Genomic DNA, 22,036 nt, shown 5'->3' on the forward strand with positions numbered 1-22,036 from the left:
ACGGACCCCACACCGCAACCGACGCCGGCCGACCACGGCCGGCGGGACGGGGATGGCACCCACTCCAGCCCGAAAGGCCCATTCCCGTGCCCTCCCGGACCACAGGGGCAGACGGCCCGCTCACCGCCGTCGGCTCCCCACCCCAGACTCGGATCCGACCCGTCATCACCGCCTGCCTGCTGGCCGTCTTCCTGGCCATGCTGGACTCGCAGATCGTGGCCACCGCGCTGCCCCGCATCGTCGGTGACCTTGGCGGTCTCGACGTCTTCGCCTGGGTGACGACCGCGTACATCATCGCCGCCAGCGTCACCACGCCCGTCTACGGCAAGCTCGGCGACCTCTTCGGCCGCAAGAAGATCTTCCTGATCACCGTCGCGGTGTTCCTGGCCGGGTCCGCGCTGAGCGGTGCCGCCCAGTCCATGGACCAGCTCATCCTGTTCCGCACTGTGCAGGGCATCGGCGCCGGCGGCCTCTTCGTCTCCGTCCTCGCCATCATCGGGGAGCTGTTCAACCCGCGCGAGGCCGCCAAGTACTTCAACCTCTTCGGCATCGTCTTCGCCCTCGCGGCGCTGGCCGGGCCCGCCGTCGGCGGCGCTCTCACCGACCTGCTGAGCTGGCACTGGGTCTTCCTGATCAACCTGCCCGTCGGCATCGTGATCCTGGTGCTGGTCTCCACCTGCCTGCACCTGCCCCGCGTCGAGCGCCCCGCCCACATCGACTACACCGGCTTCGTCCTGCTCAGCGCCGCGATCGTCGCGCTCACCCTGGCCGCGAGCTGGGGCGGAGTGAAGTACGAGTGGCTGGACTGGCGGGTCCTCGGACTCGGCGTGGCGGCGGTACTGCTCGCCGTCGCGTTCGTCGCCGCCGAACGCCGGACCGCCGAACCCGTCATCCCGCTGCACCTCTTCCGCGACTCCACCTTCAGCGTCAGCGTGCTGGTGAGCGTCGCGGCGGGCATCGTCTTCCTCGGCTCGGTCAACTTCCTGGCGATCTACATCCAGGTGGTCACCGGAGCCAGCCCGACCATGTCCGGGGTGGTGCTGCTGCCCATGATGTTCGGCCTGGTCGCCTCCTCCGTGGTCAGCGGCGCGGCGATCACCAAGACCGGGCGCTACAAGTGGTACCCCGTGCTCAGCATGGCCGTCGGCGTCGCCGGGGCGCTGCTGCTGGCCACCATGGACACCGGGACACCCCGTGTCGTGGTCATCGCCTACATGCTGGTCTTCGGCATCGCCGCCGGGCTGAACATGCAGGTGCTCACCATGGCCGCGCAGAACACCGCCCCCCGCGATGACATCGGCGCCGTCCACGCCACGGTGTCCTTCGCCCGGCAGCTGGGCACCACCGTGGGCATCTCCCTGTTCGCCTCGATCTTCTACAACCGGCTGACCGACGAGATCGCCGAGCGGACGCCCCCGGGCGCGCTGCGCGGCATCGACCACGACGCGCTGTCCTCGACGGAGACGCTGGACCGGCTCACCGAGCCCGTGCGCCACGCCGTGGAGCAGTCGTACGCCGCCGCGCTCACCCCCGTGTTCCTCACCGCCGTACCGGTCCTCCTCCTGGGGCTGGCGGCCGCCCTGACGATGAAGAACCTCCCCCTGCGCGGCGAGGAGCACCAGGGCCACGAGGTGGCCGCCGAGGAGAGCTGACCCCTCGGCACCCACCGCCTGCGAGCCGCCGTCCCGCCCGGAACGGCGGCTCCTGCGCGTCCGCCCGGCCGCCCGCCCACACCCCGGTCCGCCCTTCAGCGCCCTTCGAGCCCGAATCGACGGCCCGCGACCATCGTCGGCACTGCACAGCCGTACCACGCAGGACGCAGGCCGAAGAGGCAGAGGCAGACCAGGAGGCTCGTGTGACAACGACCGAAGACCCGCAGACGGCTCCGGCGGTCGACCCCGGACCACTGATCCGGCTGACCATTGCCGACTGCGCCGCCAAGGTGCTGCACAGCGCCGTCACCCTCGGCGTGTTCGGCGCGCTGGCCGAGAGCCCCGCCGACGCCGCGGAGCTGGCGCGGCGCACCGGCACCCACCACCGGATGGTCCCGGACTTCCTGGATGCGCTGGTCGGGCTCGGGATGCTGGAGCGGACGGAGGGCCGCTACCGCAACTCCCCGCTGGCGCAGGCCTATCTGGTGCCGGACTCCTCCTCGTACCTCGGCGGCTTCGTCGAGCTCACCAACGAGACCCTCTACGGCACCTGGGGCCGGCTCACCGAGGCGATGCGCTCCGGCGAGCCCCAGCACCTCGACCCGGACAAGGGCGGCTTCGTCGGCGACCGGCACGAGGACCACGCCAAGATGAAGCGGTTCCTCGCCGGACTCGACGCGTACAGCGACCGGATGGGCGCCGAACTCGCCCGGCGCACCGACTGGGACCGCCACTCCTCGTTCGTCGACCTCGGTGGCGCCCGCGGCAACCTCGCGGCCGTGCTGGTGCGGGAGCACCCGCATCTGCGGGCGACCTGCTTCGATCTGGAGCGGACGCGGCCGCTGTTCACCGAGCACATCGAGGGGCTGGGCCTGAGCGACAAGGTCGCCTTCGCCGGCGGCGACTTCTTCACCGACCCGATCCCGCAGGCCGACGTTGTCGTCCTCGGCCACATCCTGCACGGCTTCGACACCGCCCGCCGGCGCGAGCTGCTCGGCCGGGTCTTCGACGCGGTGCGGCCCGGCGGCACGGTCCTCGTCTACGACCGGATGATCGACGACGACCGCAGCGACCCGGAGCGGCTGCTCAGCAGCCTGCACATGCGGCTGGTCAGCCCCGACGGCTCCGAGTACCGGGTGGCGGACTGCCGGGCCTGGCTGCGCGGGGCCGGCTTCACCGACGGCGACGCACAACCCCTGCTCGGCACCCACACCCTGGTCACCGCCCACAAGGAGGCAGCATGAAGCAGCACCGGACCCCTGTGCTCATCGTCGGGGGCGGGCTGACCGGACTGTCCGCGGCCGTCTTCCTCGCCCACCACGGCATCGCCGCCACCCTGGTGGAACGCCACCCCGACACCTCCACCCACCCCAAGGCCCGTGCCATCAACCCCCGGACGATGGAGCTGTACCGCGCGGTCGGCATGGAGGAGCGGGTGCGAGCGGGGCGTTCCCCCATCTCCGGCAACACCGACCTGGTGCACGTCGAGAGCCTCGCCGGCAAGGAACGCGTACGGATGCCCAGCGCCTCACCGGAGGACATCGGCCGGATCAGCCCCACCCAGTGGACGCTGATCGACCAGAACCAGCTGGAGCCGATCCTGCGGGAGCGCGCCGTCGAGGCCGGGGCGGACGTCCGCTTCTCCACCAGGGTGGACGCGCTCCAGGAGGACGCGGACGGGGTGCTCGCCCACACCACCGACCTGTCCACCGGGGAAAGCGCGCAGATCCACGCCCGGTACGTGATCGCGGCGGACGGCAGCCGCAGCCCGCTGCGCGAGATGCTGGGCATCGGGGCGCACGGCCGGGGCACCATCACCAACCTCGTCAGCTTCTTCTTCGAGGCCGACCTGACCGAGGCGCTGCGCGGCCGCCGGATCATCGCGGCGTACGTCAACAACCCCGAGGTGCGCGGCACGATCATCCCCATCGACAACGACCGCCGCTGGGTCATCAACGTCTCCTTCTTCCCCGAACAGGGCCAGCTCGCCGAGGACTTCACCGAGGAGCGCTGCACCGCCCTGGTGCGCGCCGCGGTCGGGGTGCCCGACCTGCCGCTGAAGATCGAGTCGGTGGACATGCCCGCGTGGGACATCTCCGCGCGGGTGGCGGACACCTTCGCGACCAGCCGGGTGTTCGTCGCCGGGGACGCCGCCCATGTGATGCCGCCGACCGGGGCGTTCGGCGCCAGCACCGGTATCCAGGACGCGTACAACCTGGCCTGGAAGCTGGCCCTGGTGCTGTCCGGCACGGCCGGCCCGGGGCTCCTGGAGAGTTACGACGCCGAGCGGCGGCCGGTGGCCGAGGAGACCGTCCGGCAGGCGATGCTGCGGTTCGCGGTGCGGGAGGGCAAGCAGTACCAGGAAGTCGCCGCGGAGCTGCTGGACGAGACGACCGTGACGTTCGGGTACTGCTACCGCTCCGGGGCCTTCGCCGCGGAGGAGGGGGCGCCGGACGCGATCGTCGAGGACCCCGCGCACCCCTCGGCGCGGCCCGGGGCTCGGGCACCGCATCTTCAACTCGACGGGCCGCAAGGGCCGGTGTCGGTCATCGACCTCTACGGCGACGGGTTCACGCTGCTCGTCGACGAGGCGGCGGGACGGTGGACCGGGGCGGTGGAGCGGGAGGCCGAGCGGCTGGGTGTCGCGCTGAACGTCGTGCGGATCGGTCGCGGGACACGGCTGTGGGACCAGGACGGGTCCTTCCGGCGGCGGTACGGGCTGCTGGCCGGGGGCGCGGTTCTGGTGCGGCCCGACGGCTTCGTGGGGTGGCGTATGACCGCGGGGAGGGGTGGACCCCTCGACCAGGCGGCGATCGCCGCGCTGCGCGGAATTCTGGACCGGGGCTAGGCGCCAGGGGGTTGCCCGAGGGGGTGTCGGGCGGCTGCGGACCGGTCGTGGCCGCTCGCGCAGTTCCCCGCGTCCTTTGAGGCACGCTTCGCGCAGAGAAAGGCCGCGGTGCTCCGCATAGGAGCACCGCGGCCCTCGCACTTGGGGGCGCGCAGCGCTCCCCACAGGGGCGCGGGGAACTGCGCGACCGGCCACGACGGTGCCGCAGCCACCCGACGGCACCCCCGGCACCCACCCCGACGGCTCACCCGATCCGCAGCACCGCGTCGAGTACCGCTGCCAGCGAAGCCGCGGGCTCGCCCTCGGCGCCGGTCGCCCGCCACGCGATGAACCCGTCCGGCCGCAGCAGCACCGCACCGGCCTCCTCGACGTCGTAGCGGCCGAGGAAACGCTCGACGACCTCGGGGGACTCCTCCGCGCCCACCCGGTGGAAGCACAGTCCGAGCGCGGCCGCCGGCTCCTGCCAGGCGGTGCCGCCGGGCCCGGCGAGAAGCCAGAAGTCGCCGTCGAGGAGATCGTGGAGGGCGACGTCCTTGCCCTGGCGGACCAGGGGGAGATGGGGAGCGCGGGTTCCGGGACGCCCGGTGGGGGCCGTCGGGTCCTCGACCACGGCTCCGTCGTCGTGCCCGGCTTCGCGCAGGACCGCGTCCGACCGGTACACGTGCCCGAACAGCACCGTGGTCTCGGGCCGGTGCCGGGCCGCTGCCGCCTCGTCGAGGCCGCTGCGCTGGAGGTAGCGGATGACGCCCTGGTCGACGGTGAACTCGGCAACCGGGGCCCGCTCCTGCTCGTAGGTGTCCAGCAGGCCGGGGCCCGCCTGCCCGCGCAGCACCCGCGCGAGCTTCCAGGCCAGGTTGTGCGCGTCCTGGATGCCCATGTTGCCGCCGAACCCCCCGGTGGGCGGCATGACGTGCGCGCTGTCGCCGGCCAGCAGCACCCGGCCGGAGCGGAAGCGGTCCGCGACCCAGGCGGCGATCTCCCAGCTCGTCGCGGACTCCACCGTGACCGGCAGCTCGGGCACGCCCACCGCGGCCCGGACCAGCTCCACGCAGTCCTCGGTGCCGTAGCCGCGGTGGTCGGCCCCGGGCGGCAGGCTCGGCGCGAGCACCCAGCGGTCGGAGTCCGCGCCGCCGAGCTTGCCGAGCACACCCTTGACGGCCGGGTTGCTGACGAAGCAGAGGAAGAAGGTGCGCCCCGCCACGTACGGGTCGAGGTCGGCGTGAAAGACGATGTTCATCTGCCGGCCGAACACGCCCTGCCCGTGGTGGCCGATGCCGAGCGAGGTGCGGATCGGCGCCCGTGAGCCGTCGGCCGCGACCAGGTACCGCGCCCGCACGGTGCGCTCCGAGCCGTCGCCCAGGTCGCGCAGGACGGCCGTGACGCCGTCCGCGTCCTGCGTGAACTCCGTCATCTCGGTGGCGAACCGGATGTCCGCGCCGAGTTCCTCGGCCCGCTCCCGCAGCACCGGTTCGAGACGGTCCTGCCCGATCAGGGTCCAGCCGGTGGTGCCGACCTCGTGCTTGTCGAAGCGGAACGGCCCGTCGAACCGCCCGAGCTCCGCACCGGTGAGGGACTCGGCCTGGAGGATGTCGCCGTACTGGGCGTGCGGGTTCTCCCGTGTCCGTACCGCGTCCTCCAGGCCGAGCGCGCGCAGCAGCTCCATGGTCCGCGGGCTCGCGGCCTGCGCCCGGGGGTGCGCCGAGATCTCCGCGTGCCGTTCCACCAGCACCGGCCGAATGCCCTGCCGGGCGAGGAACAGGGCCTGGGCGAGCCCCACCATGCTGCCGCCCACGATGAGTACTTCGGTCGTCTCGTCCGCCATACCGGCTCCTCGGAGGGTGTGGATTGCGTTCGGTTTCGGCGGGCTGATGCAACACCCGGTGCCTCGAACCGGGCTCGCGGCGCGGGCGAGCGGAACCGGTGCTGAGCGACGCGCTCCCAGTCGGATTCGAGTGCCGTGCGAGGACCGGCTGACAGGTTCGGACCAGTCCCGAAGTACGGCGCACGGTCGAAGGAGGACGGAAGCGGTGGTGGAGGCTTTGAGTGTGCTGGTGCTCACGGGCACCGGCCTGGTGGCGGGGGTGCTCTTCGCGGTCGCGGTGAGCGTGATGCCCGCGCTGATCGCGATGACCCCTGAGCGCTATGTGTCCACGCACATCCTGCTCGGCAAGCGCTACGACCGGATCATGCCGTTCATCGTCACCGGCTCCACGGCCGTGGACGTGGGGCTCGCGATTGGGGCGTCGGACGGCCCACGGGTGCTGTTCGCGGCCGCCGCGGTCTGCATGGCGGGGGTGGCCGTGGTGTCGCAGACCCGGAACGTGCCGATCAACCGGAGGGTCAAGCGGACCCGGCCCGAGGACCTGGGCCCCGGCTGGCGGGACCCGCGCCCGGCCTGGCGGGACTGGCATCTGGTGCGCACCGGCCTCGCGATCGCGGGCTGCGCGCTGACCGCCGCCGCGGTGGTGCTGTCATGACCCCCGTCGTCGTACGCGAACTGCCCGAGGGCCCGGAGCGGGCGGCGGCCGATGCCCGGATGCGGGAGCTGCTGTCCGGTCCCGCGCCCGGTCCGGTGGCCGAGCGGCTCGCGCTGCTGCACTTCAGCGGCCGGCGCAGCGGGCGGACGTACACCGTGCCCGCCGGGGTGCACACCCTCGGTGACGCGCTGGTGGTGGCGACCGGCAGCGGCTGGCGGCACAACTTCGCGGGCGGCTCGCCGGGCGAGCTGACCTGGCGCGGACAGCGGCGGCCGGTGCGGTTCACGCTGGTCGACGACGCGGAGCGCAGCGCGCGCGGTTATCTGCAGCTGTACCGCCGCTACGGGGAGCAGGCCCCGCGCCGGCTCGGACTGGCGGTGCGCGGTGAGGGTGCGCCCGCACTCGCGGAGTTCCGGGAGGCGGTCGAGCGGCACGGGCTGTCCCTGGTGGAGGTCACCCTCCTCACCCACGCCCCGGCGGAGAACAGCGCACTCCCATCAGACGCAGAGAGCGAAAGGACGCCACGATGAGCGGAATCGCCGGCTGGGTGGACTTCGAACGGGACCTGACGCCGGAGGCGCCCACCGTACGGGCGATGGCGGCGGCGCTCGCGCACCGCGGCCCGGACGGCTTCGGGGAGTGGATCGAGGGCCATGCCGCGCTGGCCCACCGGCGGCTCGCCCTGCTCGGCTCCGAGCACGCGGGGCAGCCGGCCGTGCTGGAGTCGGAGGCCGGGAGCCCGGTGGCCGTCCTGACCCTGGACGGGACCGTCACCAACGGGGTGGAGCTGCGCCGCGAACTGGCGGCGAAGGGGCACCGGTTCACCGGGGACGGTGACGCGGAGGTGGCGCTGCACGCCTACCTGGAGTGGGGTGCGGCGTTCCCCGAGCGGCTGGAGGGGCTGTTCGCGCTGGCCGTATGGGACGTGCGGCGGCAGGAACTGCTGCTGGTCCGCGACCGGTTGGGGGTGAAGCCGCTGTGCTACTTCCTGACCCCGTCCGGTGTGGTCTTCGGCTCCGAGCCCAAGGCGCTGCTGGCCCATCCGGCGGTCCGGCCGGTGGTCGACGCCGACGGGCTGCGGGAGCTGTTCGCGCACAGCCGCAAGCCGGGCACCGGCGTGTTCCGGGGCACGCGCGAGGTGCTGCCCGGCCACACGATGACCGTGCGGGCGCCCGGCACCGGCCACCGCCGTCACTGGTCGCTGCCCGCCCACCCGCACACCGACAGCCTGGAAACCACCGTCGCGACCGTGCGCCGGCTGCTGTCGGAGGCGGTCGTCACGCATCTGCGGGCGGACGTGCCGGTCGGCGCGATGCTCTCCGGCGGGATCGACTCCAGCGCGCTGACCGCGCTCGCGGCCCAGCGGCGGCGGGCCGAGGGGGCCGGGCTGCGGTCGTTCTCGGTGAACTTCTCCGGTTACGCGGAGAGCTTCGAGCCACACCCGACCATGCGCGCCACTCCCGACGCCCCCTACGCGGCTCTCGCCGCCGAGCACATCGGGACCGAGCACACCGAGATCCTGCTGGACACGGCGGCGCTCGCCGATCCGCGGACGCACGCCGCCGCCCTGCGCAGCCAGGACGCGCCCTCGCCGCTCGGCGACATGGACGTCTCGCTGCTGCTGTTCTTCGAGGCGCTGCGCGGCGCGGGGATCACCGCGGTGCTCTCCGGGGAGACCGCGGACGAGGTGTTCAACGGCTACTTCTGGGCGTACGACCCGGCCCACAGCAACTCCACGACCTTCCCGTGGGTCTCCTTCGAGCGCGGGCACGACGCCGCCGCGGGCGGTCTCGGCTGCTCGCTGGTGGACCGTACGCTCCGCAAGGAGCTGGACTTCATGGAGTACGCCGACCAGCACTACCGCGACGCGCTCACCGAGGTCCCGCAGGTGGCCGGCGAGAGTCCCGCCGAGCGCAGGGCGCGCGAGGTCACGTATCTGGCGCTGACCCGGTGGGCCCCCACCCATCTGGACCGGGCCGACCGGATGAGCATGGCGCACGGGGTGCAGCTGCGCCCGCCGTTCTGCGACCGGGCGCTGGTGGAGTACGTCTACAACGTCCCGGCCGAGTGGAAGCGGGTGAACGGCCAGGAGAAGAGCCTGCTGCGGGCGGCGGTCGCCGATCTGCTGCCGGAGCGGGTCCTCAACCGGCCCAAGAGCGCCTATCCGACCGTGCAGGAGGCGGCGTACGGCGAGTTCGTGCGCCACCGTTTCGAGGACGTGGCCGCGGACGGTACGGCGCCGGTCGCCCCGCTGCTGGACGCCGAGGCGACCCGGGCGGCGCCGGGCGCGTCGGCGGCTCCCAGCGGTGCCTTCGCGTGGGTGGAACGGGCGAGCATGGAGATGGTGCTGCAGCTGAACACCTGGCTCTCGGAGTACGGGGTCGAGCTGCGGGTGTGAGGGTGCCGGACGCACGCCACAGCCCGCGCAGAAATGTGCTCCTTGTCATCCATGTGCGCGAAGCATAGGATGCCGTGAAGTAAAGCGTGGGAATGCGCCATTCGGTTTCGACTAGGGTCGCCGAGTGCGCGCAGGGTATTTGCTGGTTTCAACTTCTTTTTCGGCGAAACGTAATTCCCCGAGTAAAGGGGAGGCAATTTTTCCACCCCCTTCGAGCGAATGATGTTTCGCCCAAAAATGAGTGACGCAGGAAGGTGAATAACCGATGGCCGCCACCCCACACCGGCGGCTCACTCAGGGGGAATGCAGTGATAGAGATCGGTCTGCTGGGCTCCATGCGAATACGCAGGAACGGGGAGGACGTCACACCGTCGGCCCCCAAACTGCGTCAGGTGCTGGCCCTGCTGGTGCTCAATGCCAACTCGCTGGTCAGCGTGGACCAGCTGTGCGAGGAACTGTGGGAAGACCACCCGCCGCTCAGCGCGCTGACCACCTTGCAAACCTACATTTATCAACTGCGCCGCAGACTGCTGCTGGCCACCGGCCAGCACGGTGCGGCTTTCGGCTCCCGTCCACCGCACGGCTGCCCCGCAATCCTGACCAGGGTCGGCGGTTACGAACTGCGGCTCGACGACAAGCAGTCGGTGGACGCCTACCGCTTCGACCAGCTCACCGAACAGGGCATGGCCCAACTCCGCACCGGCGCGGGGGAGGAAGAGGCGGCCCGAACCCTGAAGGCGGCCCTTTCCCTGTGGCAGGGCGGAGCCCTGGTCGACGTCAGCACCGGACGCCGGCTGTCGGCCTGGTCGACCCAGTTGGAGGAACGCCGTAAGAGCGTCCTGGAGCAACGCTTCTCCCTGGAGCTCGAACTCGGCCGTCACCACACCGTCCTGGACGAGCTGTCGGAGGCCTTCCGGGCCCACCCCACCCACGAGGCGTTCGCCGGCCAGCTGATGCGGGCCCTGCACCGCTGCGGCCGCCGCCCGGACGCCCTCAACACCTTCCGCACCCTGCGCAGCCATCTCGTCGAGGAACTCGGCCTGGAACCTTCCGTGCAGCTCCAACGGCTCCACCAGGAGGTGCTCGCGGACCGCGGCCACCTGCTGGGACCCGCCCCGGCCAAGTCCGAGACCGTGCCGGGCGCACGCCGGCTCGTGCCGGGCCCGGCCCAGCTCCCCGCCGACGTCGGTGACTTCGTCGGGCGGGAACGCGAACTCGACCAGCTGGAGACCTTCCTCGGCGCGGACCGGGCCAGCACCGGCATGCGCGTGGTGGAGGTGCACGGCCCGCCCGGTGTCGGCAAGAGCGCCTTCGCCGTGCGTGCCGCACACCGGCTGCGCCCGCGCTTCCCGGACGGACAGCTCTTCATCGACCTGTCCGCCGTCGGCGAGGGCTCCCAGCAACTCGCGGACGTGCTGTCGGCCTGCCTCACCGCCTGCGGCATCCAGCGCGAGAAGCAGCCCAGCGGGCTCGGCGAGCTCAGCAGGCTCTTCCGCACCTGGACCGCCGACCGCCGGGTGCTGGTCGTGGTCGACGACGCGCTCACCGCCTCCCAGATCCGCGCCGTCCTGCCGGGCGGCTCCGGCTGCGCGGTGATCGCCACCAACCGCTACCGCGCGCACAGCCTGTCCACCGGCCGCAAGATCGTGCTCCCCGCCCTGTCCCGGGAGGAGTCCCTCCAGCTCTACGACCGGGTCGCCGGGGAGCGCTCACGGCAGGACGACCCGGGGGCGGTGCAGGAGCTGATGGGGCTGTGCGAGGGGCTGCCTCTGGCGATCAGGGCCGTGGCCGGCCGGCTCACCGCGCGGCCCGGCTGGACGGCCGGCCGGCTGGCGTCGCGGCTGCGCGGCAACCACCGGATGCTGCTCGAACTGCCCGCCGGTACCCAGTCGCTGATGACCACCGTGGCCGCGAGCCACCGGCATCTGCCCGCCCGGTCACGGGAGTTGCTGCGCCTGCTGCTCCAGCGCGAGCGCCCGCGATGGAGCCTCGACGAGGTGGTGACACGGCTGCGTCCCGGCAGCGGAGACGCCGAGACGCTCCTCGAATACCTCGTCGACGTCCACCTCGTCCAGGAGCACCTGACACCGGACGCTGAGCTCCTGTACTCCGTTCCCCGGCTCACCCGGCAGGCCCTGATCCTCCTGTCGCGGGGCACGCCCGCGGGCGACGTACCGAACGGCCGGATGATCGGCGCCGGTGTCATCGCCGGCACCGGCGTCACCCTGATGAAGGCCGACCTCCGCCGTTAGCCCGGCCCTCCCACGGCCCGCCGCACCCCCGGGTGCGGCGGGCCGTCGTGCTGTCCCCGTGCGCGGCACCCGCGCCCGCCAGCGGTTCTCCAGGCGCCTTCGAGAGCGTCTCGACCCCCGCCGACCAGGGTGAACACAGCACCGACAAGCCGGGAGGACATCGTGCACCGAACGCTGATCGTGGCGAGGATGGACCTCGCCGACGCCGAGGGCGTCGCGCAGGTCTTCGCCGATTCGGACAGCACCGAACTGCCCCATCTGGTGGGGGTGTCGAGGCGGACGCTGTTCGCGTTCCACAACCTGTACTTCCACTTGGTGGAGGCCGACCAGGACATCGCGCCGAACCTGTACAAGGCGCGCAGCCACCCGCTCTACGAGGAGATCAACACCCGGCTCGGCCAGTTCATCTCGCCCTACGACCCCGACTGGCGCGAGCCCAAGGACGCCATGGCCGTCCCCTTCTATTCCTGGACACCCCAGGACGGACCGCAGACCAGCGCCCCGCGTTCGGCGAACCTGGGCGGTGCCCGATGAGCGCCCCCGCCACCACCAAGGTCACCGTGAACGAGGTCGCCGCCAACACCAAGCGCGGCGGCGACATCCGCGTCACCCTCAGCCCCAAGACCGTGGGCTGCACCTCGGGCTTCGGCGGAGTGCTGCGGCTGGCCCCCGGCCACCACGTCACCGAGCACCTCCACCCGTACTCCGAGGAGTTCCTGCACGTCGTCCAGGGCCGGCTGGAGATGACGCTGGACGGCGGCACCCCGGTGGCGCTCGGCCCCGGCGACTCGCTGCTGGTGCCCATCGGGGTGCGCCACCGCCTGGTGAACACCGGGTCCGTGCCGGCCGAGGCGGTCTTCCACCTCTCCCCGCTCGCGCCCCGCCCCGAACTGGGCCACGTCGACACCGAGCAGCCGCTCGACGCGTCCGCGGGCAACCCGGATGTGGGTGCGGCCCGATGACAGCCGGACACCGGCGCGCGGTGATCACCGGGGTGGGGGCCGTCGCGCCCGGCGGGATCGGGCGGGACGCCTACTGGGACCTGCTCACCGCCGGACGCACCGCCACCCGCCGCATCAGCCTGTTCGACCCGGCCGGCTTCCGCTCGCAGGTCGCCGCCGAGTGCGACTTCGATCCGCTCGCCGCGGGGCTCACCCCGCAGGAGGCGCGCCGGATGGACCGGGCCGGTCAGTTCGCGGTCGTCGCCGCCCGCGAGGCCGTCGCGGACAGCGGAGTCGAACTGCCCGGCACCGACCCCGAGCGGGTCGGCGTCAGCATCGGCAGTGCCGTCGGCTGCACCATGGGCCTGGAGGAGGAGTACGCCGTCCTCTCCGACGGCGGCCGCGAGTGGCTGGTCGACCACAGCTACGGCGTCCCCCATCTGTACGGCTATATGGTGCCCAGCACCCTCGCCGTCGAGGTGGCCCGCCAGGCGGGCGCCGAGGGGCCGGTCGCGCTGATCTCCACGGGCTGCACCTCGGGACTGGACGCCATCGGACACGGCGTCCAGCTGATCGAGGAGGGCAGCGCCGACATCGTGCTCGCCGGCGCCACGGATGCCCCGCTGTCGCCGATCACCTCCGCCTGCTTCGACGCCATCAAGGCCACCACCGCCAACAACGACGATCCCCGACACGCCTCCCGGCCCTTCGACGGGCAGCGCGACGGTTTCGTCCTGGGCGAGGGCTCCGCCGTGATGGTGATCGAGGAGCTGGAGTCGGCCCGACGCCGCGGCGCCACCGTGTACGCCGAGATCCTCGGCTTCGCGGGCCGGAGCAACGCCTTCCACATGACCGGACTCAAGCCCGACGGCCGGGAGATGGCGGAGGCCGTCCGGGTCGCCCTGGACCGGGCGCGGCTCGACCCCGGCGCGATCGACTACATCAACGCCCACGGCTCCGGCACCAAGCAGAACGACCGGCACGAGACCGCCGCGTTCAAACGCAGCCTCGGACAGCGGGCCCACGAGGTGCCGGTCAGCTCCATCAAGTCGATGATCGGGCACTCGCTCGGCGCCATCGGCTCCCTGGAGATCGCCGCCTGTGCCCTCGCCCTGCGCCACCAGGTCGTCCCCCCGACGGCCAACCTGTCCACGCCCGACCCCGAGTGCGACCTCGACTACGTGCCGGTGACGGCCCGCGAGCACCGCATGGACCGGGTGCTCAGCGTCGGCAGCGGCTTCGGCGGCTTCCAGACGGCGATGGTCCTGGGCCGGCCCCACCTCGCGCACGGGGAGGCGGCATGAGCGCCTCCGGCATCAGTCCCGGCCGGCGCGGCCGGTCCGTGGTCACCGGGCTCGGCGTGGTCGCGCCCACCGGGATCGGCGCCGCCCGGCACTGGGAGTCGGTGCTCTCGGGCAAGAGCGGCCTCGGCCGCATCACCCGCTTCGACCCGACCGGCTACCCGGTCCGGGTGGCGGGCGAGGTCCCCGGATTCCGCGCCGGTGAACAAGTGCCGGGACGGCTCGTCCCGCAGACCGACCGCTTCACCCACTTCGCGCTGGCCGCCGCCGAGGACGCCCTCGCGGACGCCGCCGCCGACCCGGCCACCCTGCCGGAGTACGAGATGGCGGTGGTGACCGCAAGTTCCTCGGGCGGCACCGAGTTCGGACAGCACGAAATGGAGAACCTCTACCAGAAGGGCTCCTCCTGGGTCGGGGCGTACCAGTCCATCGCCTGGTTCTACGCGGCCACCACCGGCCAGGTCTCCATCCGGCACGGCATGCGCGGCCCCTGCGGAGTCATCTGCGGCGAGCAGGCCGGCGGTCTCGATGCCCTCGGGCAGTCCCGGCGGCTGCTGGACACCGGCTCCCGGCTCGTGCTCAGCGGCGGCACCGACGCCTCGCTGTGCCCGTACGGCCTGGTGGCGCAGCTGTCCACCGGCCGGCTGTCCACCGAGGACGATCCCGCCCGCGCCTATCTGCCCTTCGACGCGGCCGCCTCCGGCTTCGTCCCGGGGGAGGGCGGAGCCATCCTCGTCGTCGAGAGCGCCGAGTCGGCCCATGCCCGCGGAGTCCCGGCGTACGGCGAACTCCTCGGCTACGCGGCCGGTTTCGACCCCACCGCGGACGGCACCACCACGCACCACCGCGTGCTGGTGTCCGTCGTGCGGCGGGCCCTCGCCGACGCCGGGCTCGCCCCGGGCGACGTCGACGTGGTGCTCGCCGACGCCTCCGGCACCCCCGCCGAGGACCTCGCCGAGGCCCGCGCGATCACCGAGGTCTTCGGGCCCGGCGGAGTGCCGGTGACCGCGCCGAAGACCCTCACCGGGCGCCTCTACGCGGGCGGCGCCGCCCTGGACGTGGCGACCGCGCTGCTCGCCCTGAGCGCCGGGGTCGTCCCGCACACCGCGGGGCTCGGCCGCCCGGCCCCCGGTTGCGAGATCGACCTCGTCCTGGACCGCCCCCGCCAGACCGACCCGCGTACCGCCCTGGTCCTGGCCCGCGGGCACGGCGGCTTCACCTCCGCGCTGGTGGTGGGCGCCGGGGACCGCGACGCCCTCGGGAGGTGACCGGCTCACCGGCAGCCGACCGGCCCCTCCCGCGCCCCCAGCCACTCACAACCCACGAAAGGCTTCCCATGGCGGAGTTCACCCTCGACGACATCCGGCGGATCCTGCGCGCGAGCGGCGGGGTCGACGAGCAGACCGACCTGGACGGCGAGCACTTCGCCGACACCTCGTTCGCCGACCTCGGCTACGACTCGCTGGCCCTGCTGGAACTCGTCAACCGCATCGAGCGCGAATACGGCATCCAGATCCCCGACGGCGACCTCTCGCACACCCAGACCCCGCGCGAGGCGCTGACCTACGTCCACGCCCGGCTCACGGAGGCCCGCGTCTGATGGCAGGACACACCGACAACGCGATCGTCGTCGAGGCACCGATGGACCTGGTGTGGACGATGACCAACGACGTGGCGGCCTGGCCGCGGCTGTTCAACGAGTACGCCTCCGCCGAGATCCTCGGCCGGGACGGCGACACCGTCACCTTCCGCCTCGCCCTGCACCCGGACGAGAACGGCACGGTTTGGAACTGGGTCTCCGAGCGCACCCCCGACCCGGCCACGCGCACCGTCGTGGCCCGCCGGGTCGAGACCGGCCCCTTCGCGCACATGGACATCCGCTGGGAGTACGAGGAGGTGCCCGGCGGCGTACGGATGCGCTGGATCCAGGACTTCGCGATGAAGCCCGACGCCCCGATCGACGACGCCGGAATGACCGCCCGGCTCAACCGCAACACCGCCGTCCAGATGCGGCTGATCAAGGCCAAGGTGGAGACCGCGGCCCGGGCCGGCCGGCAACTCCAGGGCAAGCGCATCCTGGTGACGGGCGGCAGCCGCGGCATCGGCCGGGGCATCGTCCTCGCCGCCGCCCGGGCCGGAGCCGACGTCGTCACCTGCTACCGCACCCCCGGCGAGGCCGTCGCCACGCTGGAGGAGGAGCTCGCCGGCACCCCCGGCAAGCACCAGGTGCTGCGCGCCGACGCCGCCGAAGCGACGGACGTCGACCGGCTGGCCGCCGCGTGCGAGGCGAGCCCCGGCGGACTGGACGCGGTCGTCAACAACGCCGCGACGTTCCGCCCCCGGCCGTACACCGACCTCGGACCCGCCGAGTGGGCCGACACCCTCCAGGGCAACCTCACCGCCACCCACCTGGTCACCCGGCGCACCCTGCCGCTGCTCTCCACCGGATCCTCGGTGGTCAACATCGGCTCCACGGTCGCCTTCATCGGCATGGCCGGCGGCGTCCACTACACCGCCGTCAAGTCCGCACTGGTCGGCATGACCCGCTCGCTGGCCCGGGAACTCGGGCCGCGCGGCATCCGCGTCAACACCGTCTCACCCGGCCGCATCGCCACCGAGGCGCTCGACGAACTGCCCGCCGAGGAGGCCGAGCGGCAGCGCGCGGCCTTCGCGTCCTACACCGCGCTCGGCCGCCTCGGCACCGTCGACGACATCGCCCGGACCGTGCTGTTCCTCATCAGCGACCACGCCGCCTACGTCACCGGCCAGAACATCCACGTCGACGGCTGCGTCTGAGCCGCGGCCCAGCCCATAAGGAGATCCCAGTGGAACTCGCACTGCACGGCAGGAAACTGCTCGTCACCGGCGGCAGCCGCGGCATCGGCCGGGGCATCGTCCTCGCCGCGGCCCGGGCGGGCGCCGACGTCGTCACCTGCTACCGGCAGGAGAGCGAGGCCGTCGACAGCCTGACCGCGGCGCTGAAGGAGACCGCCGGCGACCACCACGTGATCCGCGCGGACCTCGGCGAGACCGCCGAGGCCGACCGCCTCGTCGGCGAGGCCAAGGACCGCTTCGGACGGCTCGACGGCGTCGTCAACAACGCGGGCGTGATCAGCCACATCCCGTTCGCGGAACTGCCCGCCGACGAGTGGGGGCGGATCCTCGACACCAACCTCACGGCCGCCTACCGGATCATCCAGCAGGCGCTGCCGCTGCTCGGCGCCGGCTCCTCGGTGGTCAACATCGGCTCGCGCGGAGCCGCCGCGGGCATACCGCTGCGCGCCCACTACACCGCCGCCAAGGCCGCCATGATCGGGCTGACCCGGTCCCTCGCGAAGGAACTCGGCCCGAAGGGCATCCGGGTCAACGTGGTCGCCCCCGGCGTCATCGAGACCGAGGCCTTCGCCGACATGCCCGCCGAGCGCGCCGCCGGACTGCGCGCCACCTACTCCCAGAAGACCGCCCTGGCCCGCCTCGGCACCGTCGAGGAACTCGCCGGACCGGTGCTCTTCCTGCTCTCCGACGCCGCCGCGTACATCACCGGCGAGACCCTCAACGTCGACGGGGGGATCTGACGTGCCCGAGCCCACCGAGAAGGTCTTCCGGGTCATGCTGCGCATGCAGATCAAGTCCGGCATGGAGCACGAGTTCGAGAAGGTGTGGCTGGAGGTCGGCGACTCGGTCACCACTCACCCCGCCAACCTCGGCCAGTGGCTGTCCCGCAGCGCCGAGGAGGACGGTATCTACTACATCGTCAGCGACTGGGTGGACGAGCCGCTGTTCCGCGAGTTCGAGACCAGCGACCGCCATCTGGAACACCGCCAGAAGCTGCACCCGTACCGCAGCGGTGGCTCCATGACGACCATGCACGTCGTCGCCGCCCTGGCCGGCGCCGCGTCATGACCGGCGGCGCCATCGAGGTGGTGCTCTACCACCTGAGCGACGACCCGGACCGGGTGCTGCCCGCGTACCACGAGGCCAGCCGACGGATGGCGGGCACCGCCGGCCTGCTCGGCAACAAGCTGCTGCACGCCCTCGGCGACCCGCGCTCCTACGTCGTGGTCAGCCGCTGGTCCGACTGGGAGGCGTTCACCGCCTGGGAGAGCGGCCCCGCCCACAAGGACCAGACGGCACCGCTGCGGCCGCTGCGCGACACCGGCCGGGACCGGCCCTTCGAGATCTACCGCGAGCTCGCCGGCTACCCGGGGGGCCGGGCCGCCGCCCCCGCCGCCGACGTCAAGGAAGGAGTCTGAGCATGGCACGCACGGACGCCCGGCCGGCAGCCCCGCCGGCCGACCTGTTCACCCCGGCCTTCCACCAGAACCCGCACGAGGCGCTGGCCGGCCTGCGGCGCACCGCCCCCGCCGTCCCCGTCATGACACCGAACGGCCTGCGCACCTGGCTGGTCACCGGACACGAGCACGCCCGGGCACTGCTGGCCGACCCCCGGCTGAGCAAGGACATGCGGGTCGGCCGGGACCTCATCCCGCGCAATTTCGCCGACCCCGACAAGCAGCGAAAGTTCCTCGCCGAGTCGGGGGAGCGCAGCCAGTTCCCGCACGTTCTCAGCGTGCACATGCTGGACAGTGATCCGCCGGACCACACCCGGCTGCGCCGGCTCGTCGGCCGGGCCTTCACCGCGCACCGGGTGGAGTCCCTGCGGCCGCGCATCACCGAACTCACCGACGAACTGCTGGACGCCATGGCCCGGCACGAGCGGCTGGACCTCATGGAGGCCCTCGCCTTCCCAGTGCCGTTCACGGTGATCTGCTGGCTGCTCGGCGTGCCCCCGGACGACCGGGCCGCCTTCCGCCGCTGGTCCAACCTGCTCGTCTCGGGCGCTGGTACCGACGAGGTGCGCGAGGCCAGCGCGTCGATGATCACGTACCTGACGGAGCTGATCGAGGCCAAGCGGAACGAACCGGCCGACGACATGCTCACCGACCTGGTGCACGCCCGGGACGCCGGCGACCAGCTGTCGTCCGACGAGCTGATCTCCATGGCGTTCCTGCTGCTGGTGGCCGGCCACGAAACCACGGTCAACCTCATCGGCAACGGCGCCCTGGCCCTGCTCACCCACCCCGAGGTGCGTGAGCAGCTCGCGTCGGACGAGTCGCTGTGGCCCGCGGCCGTGGAGGAGTTCCTCCGCTACGACGGTCCGGTCACCAACGCCACCTGGCGCTTCACCACCGAACCCGTCGAGGTCGGCTCCGTCACCATCCCCGAGGGCGAGTTCGTGACCATCTCGATCGGCGCCGCCGGCCGGGACCCGGACCGCTACCCCGACCCGGACCGGCTGGACATCACCCGCGCCCAGTCCGGCTCGGTCGCCTTCGGCCACGGCATCCACCACTGTCTGGGCGCCCCGCTCGCCCGGCTGGAGGGCCGGATCGTGCTCAGCCGCCTCTTCGCGCGCCTTCCCGGGCTGCGGCTCGCCGTGGAACCGGACGAACTGCGCTGGCGCAGCAGCCTGATGATGCGCGGCCTCGAAGAACTCCCGGTGTTCGCGGCGTGACCGCCGACCCCGCACCGCCCCTTCTGGAGGAGACACCCGTGGAACGTCAGGACACCGGACCCGCACCCCTGACCACCGAACGCCCCGCCTGGGCCCCGCCGGAGGTCGACATCGACACCCCGAGCATCGCCCGGGTCTACGACCACTGGATCGGCGGCACCCACAACTTCCCGGCGGACCGGGAACTCGCCCGCAAGGTCGCGGCCGGCAACCCCGACCTCCCGGCCACCCTCAAGGCCAACCGCGCCTTCCTGCGCCGCGCGGTACGCGAGCTGTCCGCGCTCGGCATACGGCAGTTCCTCGACATCGGGTCCGGCATCCCGGCCGAGGGCAACGTGCACGACGTGGCCCTCGCCGCCCAACCGGACAGCAAGGTCGTCTACGTCGACATCGACCCGGTGGCCGTCGCACACGGCCGGGCGCTGCTCGCCGACGAGCCCCGGGCGGCCGTCTTCCAGGGCGACCTGTACAAGTCCCGGGAGATCCTGGAGGCGCAGGACACCCGCCGGCTGATCGATTTCGACCGGCCGGTCGCGCTGATCCTCGCCGCCGTACTGCACTTCGTCCCGGACGGCGACGATCCACTCGCCCTGGTGCGCCAGTACACCGAGCGGCTGGCATCCGGCAGCGCCCTGGTGATCTCGCACGCCGGCGCGGAGGAGGTCCCGAGGACGGCGCCGGAGGCGGCCGAGCAGTACCGGGGCGCGGTGAGCCAGGTGATCTGGCGCGACAACCGGGAACTCGCCGCGCTGTTCGAGGACTTCGAGCTGTTGGCGCCCGGTGTGGTCCGGGCTCCGCTGTGGCGCCCCGACCCGGCCGAGACCCCCGACCCGGCACTCGCGATGCTGGCCGGAGTGGCACTCAAACCGGCCCGGTGACCTGAGGTGGACACGTCCCTCACCCCACGGGAGTCCCCACCGGCCACCGCCGGCTCCGCACCACCGCGGGCCGCCGACCGCGGGCCCGGCTTCGGCACGCTGCTCGCGGTCGACCTGTGGGAGCGCTTCAGCTTCTACGGCTTGGCGGCGATCCTGGTCCTCTACCTGACCGCCTCCGAGGCGCGCGGCGGCATGGGCATGGCACCGCAGTCGGCCACCGTGATCTTCGCGGCGTACATGTCGCTCAGCTTCATGGCCGGCCTGCCCGGCGGCTGGCTCGCCGACCGGGTGCTGGGTGCGCGCCGGGCGGTGCTGCTCGGCGGTGCGCTGATCACCTGCGGCCACGCGGTACTGGCGGTTCCGGTGACGGGCACGCTCTACGCCGGTCTGCTGCTGGTCGTCGGGGGGACGGGCCTGGTCAAGCCGGCCATGGCGGCCATGGTCGCGGGGGTCAGCGGGGACGGGGAGGGCCGCCGCGAGGCGGCCTTCTCGCTCTTCTACATGTGCATCCAGGTCAGCGCGCTGATCGCGCCCGTCGTCACGGGGCTGCTCGCCGAGCGCGTCGCCTGGCACCTCGGCTTCGCGGCGGCCGCCGTCGGCATGGCGGCGGGACTGATCCAGTTCGCCCTCGGTCTGCGCCGGTACGGGGACGTCGGCGCGCGTCCGCCCCGCCCGGTGCCGCGCCCCGAGGCTCTCGCGATGCTCCGCCGCGCCGCGTGGGCCACGGGGGCGGTGGGCGCGCTCGTGGTGGTGCCGGTGTCCTGCGGACTGCTGCCTCTCCCCGTGCTGCTGGCCGTCCTCGGCCTGACGACCATCACCCTGCCGTTCTGGTACCTGAGGTCCCTTCGCCGGGCCCATGCACCGGGCACGGCCCACAGGCGCCGGCTGACCGGCTTCACCGCGCTGATGGCGGCGTCGGCCGCCTTCTGGATGATCTTCGCGCAGAGCGGTTCGGTGCTCAGCCTCTTCGCCGAGCGTCACACCGACCGGGACCTGCTCGGCTTCGAGGTCCCGGCCAGTTGGTTCCAGTCCGTGCACCCGCTCTTCGTCCTGCTGGTCGCCCCGCTCTTCGCCCGGCTGTGGGTACGGGCGCCGCGACTGGACGTGCCGGTCAAGTTCGCGGGCGCGCTGATCGCGGCGGGCGCCGGCTTTCTGCTGATGGCGGTAGCGGCCACGCTGGCCGAGCACGGCCCGGTCGGCCCGTACTGGCTGCTGCTGGTCTACCTGCTCTACTCCTGCGGCGAGATCGCCCTCGCCCCCGCGGGCCTGGCGCTCGCCGCGGCGGTGGCCCCACCCGGCAGCACCAGCCGACTGCTCGCGGTGAACGGCCTGTTCGGCGCGGTGGGAGTGGTGGTGGGAGGCCAGCTGTTCCGCCTGACCTCCGTGCTGTCACCGGCGGTGTACTTCCTGCTGCTCGGCGGCCTAGTCCTGGGGGTCGGCACAACGGTCGCGCTCGGCACGCCACGCCTGCGCGCACTCCTCGCCGGCAACGGCACCTGAAGGTGACTCCTCGTAGCGGCGCGTGTTCCGCCGGCTGTACCTTGCACCGCGTCATTCGGTGTGGCCCTGGAAGGGGAGAAGCGCGGTCGCCTGCCGAGGTGTTGGACGGCAAGGGCTTCAACGGACTCACCATCGTGCTCGCGGTCCTTGCTCTGGCTCTGGGGGGAGTCACCGTCTACTACGCCAGGAGGGCCCTGTTCCCTCCCAATCGTCGGCTCTCGTACGCGCTTGAGAGCGCCTCCCTTCTGGTATCTGGCCGTCGTGCGTGCCCGGT

19 protein-coding genes and 2 pseudogenes are annotated in these 22,036 nt (G+C 72.6%); 20 read left to right on the top strand and 1 reads right to left on the bottom strand.

Annotated features, from left to right (window positions below):
* The first annotated feature begins 86 nt into the window (after positions 1-86).
* From HDC93_RS20345 to HDC93_RS20355, 3 genes are all read left to right on the top strand, one after another.
* On the top strand, positions 87-1,652 hold the full coding sequence (locus HDC93_RS20345) for an MDR family MFS transporter (protein ID WP_185012308.1): 1,566 nt from the start codon (positions 87-89) through the stop codon (positions 1,650-1,652).
* 203 nt (positions 1,653-1,855) lie between these two features.
* Positions 1,856-2,896 (top strand): methyltransferase, encoded by a 1,041-nt coding sequence (locus HDC93_RS20350; RefSeq protein ID WP_185012309.1) that lies wholly within the window; start codon positions 1,856-1,858, stop codon positions 2,894-2,896.
* Positions 2,893-4,500, top strand: a complete 1,608-nt coding sequence (locus HDC93_RS20355) for an FAD-dependent monooxygenase (protein ID WP_185012310.1) — start codon at positions 2,893-2,895, stop codon at positions 4,498-4,500. The genes HDC93_RS20350 and HDC93_RS20355 overlap by 4 nt, the downstream gene beginning before the upstream one ends.
* A gap of 244 nt (positions 4,501-4,744) precedes the next feature.
* Here HDC93_RS20355 and HDC93_RS20360 read toward each other — a convergent pair whose 3' ends face one another.
* On the bottom strand, positions 4,745-6,322 hold the full coding sequence (locus HDC93_RS20360; protein WP_185012311.1) for an FAD-dependent monooxygenase: 1,578 nt from the start codon (positions 6,320-6,322) through the stop codon (positions 4,745-4,747).
* Between the two features lie 205 nt (positions 6,323-6,527).
* Here HDC93_RS20360 and HDC93_RS20365 point away from each other — a divergent pair, with 205 nt between their 5' ends.
* From HDC93_RS20365 to HDC93_RS20440, 17 genes and pseudogenes are all read left to right on the top strand, one after another.
* On the top strand, positions 6,528-6,977 hold the full coding sequence (locus tag HDC93_RS20365) for a DUF1772 domain-containing protein (RefSeq protein WP_185012312.1): 450 nt from the start codon (positions 6,528-6,530) through the stop codon (positions 6,975-6,977).
* Positions 6,974-7,507, top strand: coding sequence for a hypothetical protein (locus HDC93_RS20370; RefSeq protein WP_185012313.1), 534 nt, complete (start codon positions 6,974-6,976; stop codon positions 7,505-7,507). Before HDC93_RS20365 ends, HDC93_RS20370 begins: the two co-directional genes overlap by 4 nt.
* Positions 7,504-9,375 carry an asparagine synthase (glutamine-hydrolyzing) gene (asnB, locus tag HDC93_RS20375; RefSeq protein ID WP_185012314.1) on the top strand — a complete coding sequence of 624 codons (1,872 nt, stop codon included), beginning with the start codon at positions 7,504-7,506 and terminating at the stop codon, positions 9,373-9,375. The genes HDC93_RS20370 and asnB overlap by 4 nt, the downstream gene beginning before the upstream one ends.
* 308 nt (positions 9,376-9,683) lie before the next feature.
* Positions 9,684-11,627, top strand: a complete 1,944-nt coding sequence (locus HDC93_RS20380; protein ID WP_185012315.1) for an AfsR/SARP family transcriptional regulator — start codon at positions 9,684-9,686, stop codon at positions 11,625-11,627.
* Positions 11,628-11,789: 162 nt separating this feature from the next.
* Complete coding sequence (locus HDC93_RS20385; RefSeq protein ID WP_184848260.1) at positions 11,790-12,161, top strand: TcmI family type II polyketide cyclase; 372 nt, start codon at positions 11,790-11,792, stop codon at positions 12,159-12,161.
* Positions 12,158-12,589, top strand: a complete 432-nt coding sequence (locus tag HDC93_RS20390) for a cupin domain-containing protein (RefSeq protein ID WP_185012316.1) — start codon at positions 12,158-12,160, stop codon at positions 12,587-12,589. Before HDC93_RS20385 ends, HDC93_RS20390 begins: the two co-directional genes overlap by 4 nt.
* Complete coding sequence (locus HDC93_RS20395; protein ID WP_185012317.1) at positions 12,586-13,872, top strand: beta-ketoacyl synthase; 1,287 nt, start codon at positions 12,586-12,588, stop codon at positions 13,870-13,872. The genes HDC93_RS20390 and HDC93_RS20395 overlap by 4 nt, the downstream gene beginning before the upstream one ends.
* The gene (locus HDC93_RS20400) at positions 13,869-15,137 is read left to right on the top strand and encodes a ketosynthase chain-length factor (RefSeq protein WP_185012318.1); all 1,269 of its coding nucleotides are present in this window, start codon (positions 13,869-13,871) and stop codon (positions 15,135-15,137) included. The genes HDC93_RS20395 and HDC93_RS20400 overlap by 4 nt, the downstream gene beginning before the upstream one ends.
* A gap of 68 nt (positions 15,138-15,205) precedes the next feature.
* Entirely contained in the window at positions 15,206-15,469 is a 264-nt protein-coding gene (locus HDC93_RS20405) for an acyl carrier protein (RefSeq protein WP_184848264.1), read from the top strand.
* A pseudogene (locus HDC93_RS38590) lies at positions 15,469-15,921 on the top strand (SRPBCC family protein); the annotation flags it as partial. The gene HDC93_RS20405 and the pseudogene HDC93_RS38590, both read left to right, overlap by 1 nt.
* Positions 15,922-15,948: 27 nt before the next feature.
* Positions 15,949-16,665, top strand: a pseudogene (locus HDC93_RS20410) (SDR family NAD(P)-dependent oxidoreductase); the annotation flags it as partial.
* A 29-nt stretch (positions 16,666-16,694) separates the two neighbouring features.
* Positions 16,695-17,444: an SDR family oxidoreductase gene (locus HDC93_RS20415; protein ID WP_185012319.1), complete on the top strand. Its 750-nt coding sequence runs from the start codon at positions 16,695-16,697 to the stop codon at positions 17,442-17,444.
* A gap of 1 nt (position 17,445) precedes the next feature.
* Positions 17,446-17,772 (top strand): antibiotic biosynthesis monooxygenase, encoded by a 327-nt coding sequence (locus tag HDC93_RS20420; protein WP_184848266.1) that lies wholly within the window; start codon positions 17,446-17,448, stop codon positions 17,770-17,772.
* Entirely contained in the window at positions 17,769-18,122 is a 354-nt protein-coding gene (locus HDC93_RS20425) for an antibiotic biosynthesis monooxygenase (RefSeq protein ID WP_185012320.1), read from the top strand. The genes HDC93_RS20420 and HDC93_RS20425 overlap by 4 nt, the downstream gene beginning before the upstream one ends.
* 2 nt (positions 18,123-18,124) lie before the next feature.
* On the top strand, positions 18,125-19,384 hold the full coding sequence (locus HDC93_RS20430; RefSeq protein ID WP_185012321.1) for a cytochrome P450: 1,260 nt from the start codon (positions 18,125-18,127) through the stop codon (positions 19,382-19,384).
* Between the two features lie 38 nt (positions 19,385-19,422).
* A complete protein-coding gene (locus tag HDC93_RS20435) occupies positions 19,423-20,262 on the top strand; it encodes an SAM-dependent methyltransferase (protein ID WP_311774587.1) in 840 nt (279 codons plus the stop codon).
* A 6-nt stretch (positions 20,263-20,268) separates the two neighbouring features.
* The gene (locus HDC93_RS20440) at positions 20,269-21,762 is read left to right on the top strand and encodes a peptide MFS transporter (protein WP_185012322.1); all 1,494 of its coding nucleotides are present in this window, start codon (positions 20,269-20,271) and stop codon (positions 21,760-21,762) included.
* Positions 21,763-22,036 lie beyond the last annotated feature (274 nt).

It is taken from the genome of Streptomyces sp. AK010 (assembly GCF_014207295.1).
In the GTDB taxonomy this organism is placed as follows: Bacteria; Actinomycetota; Actinomycetes; order Streptomycetales; family Streptomycetaceae; genus Streptomyces; species Streptomyces massasporeus.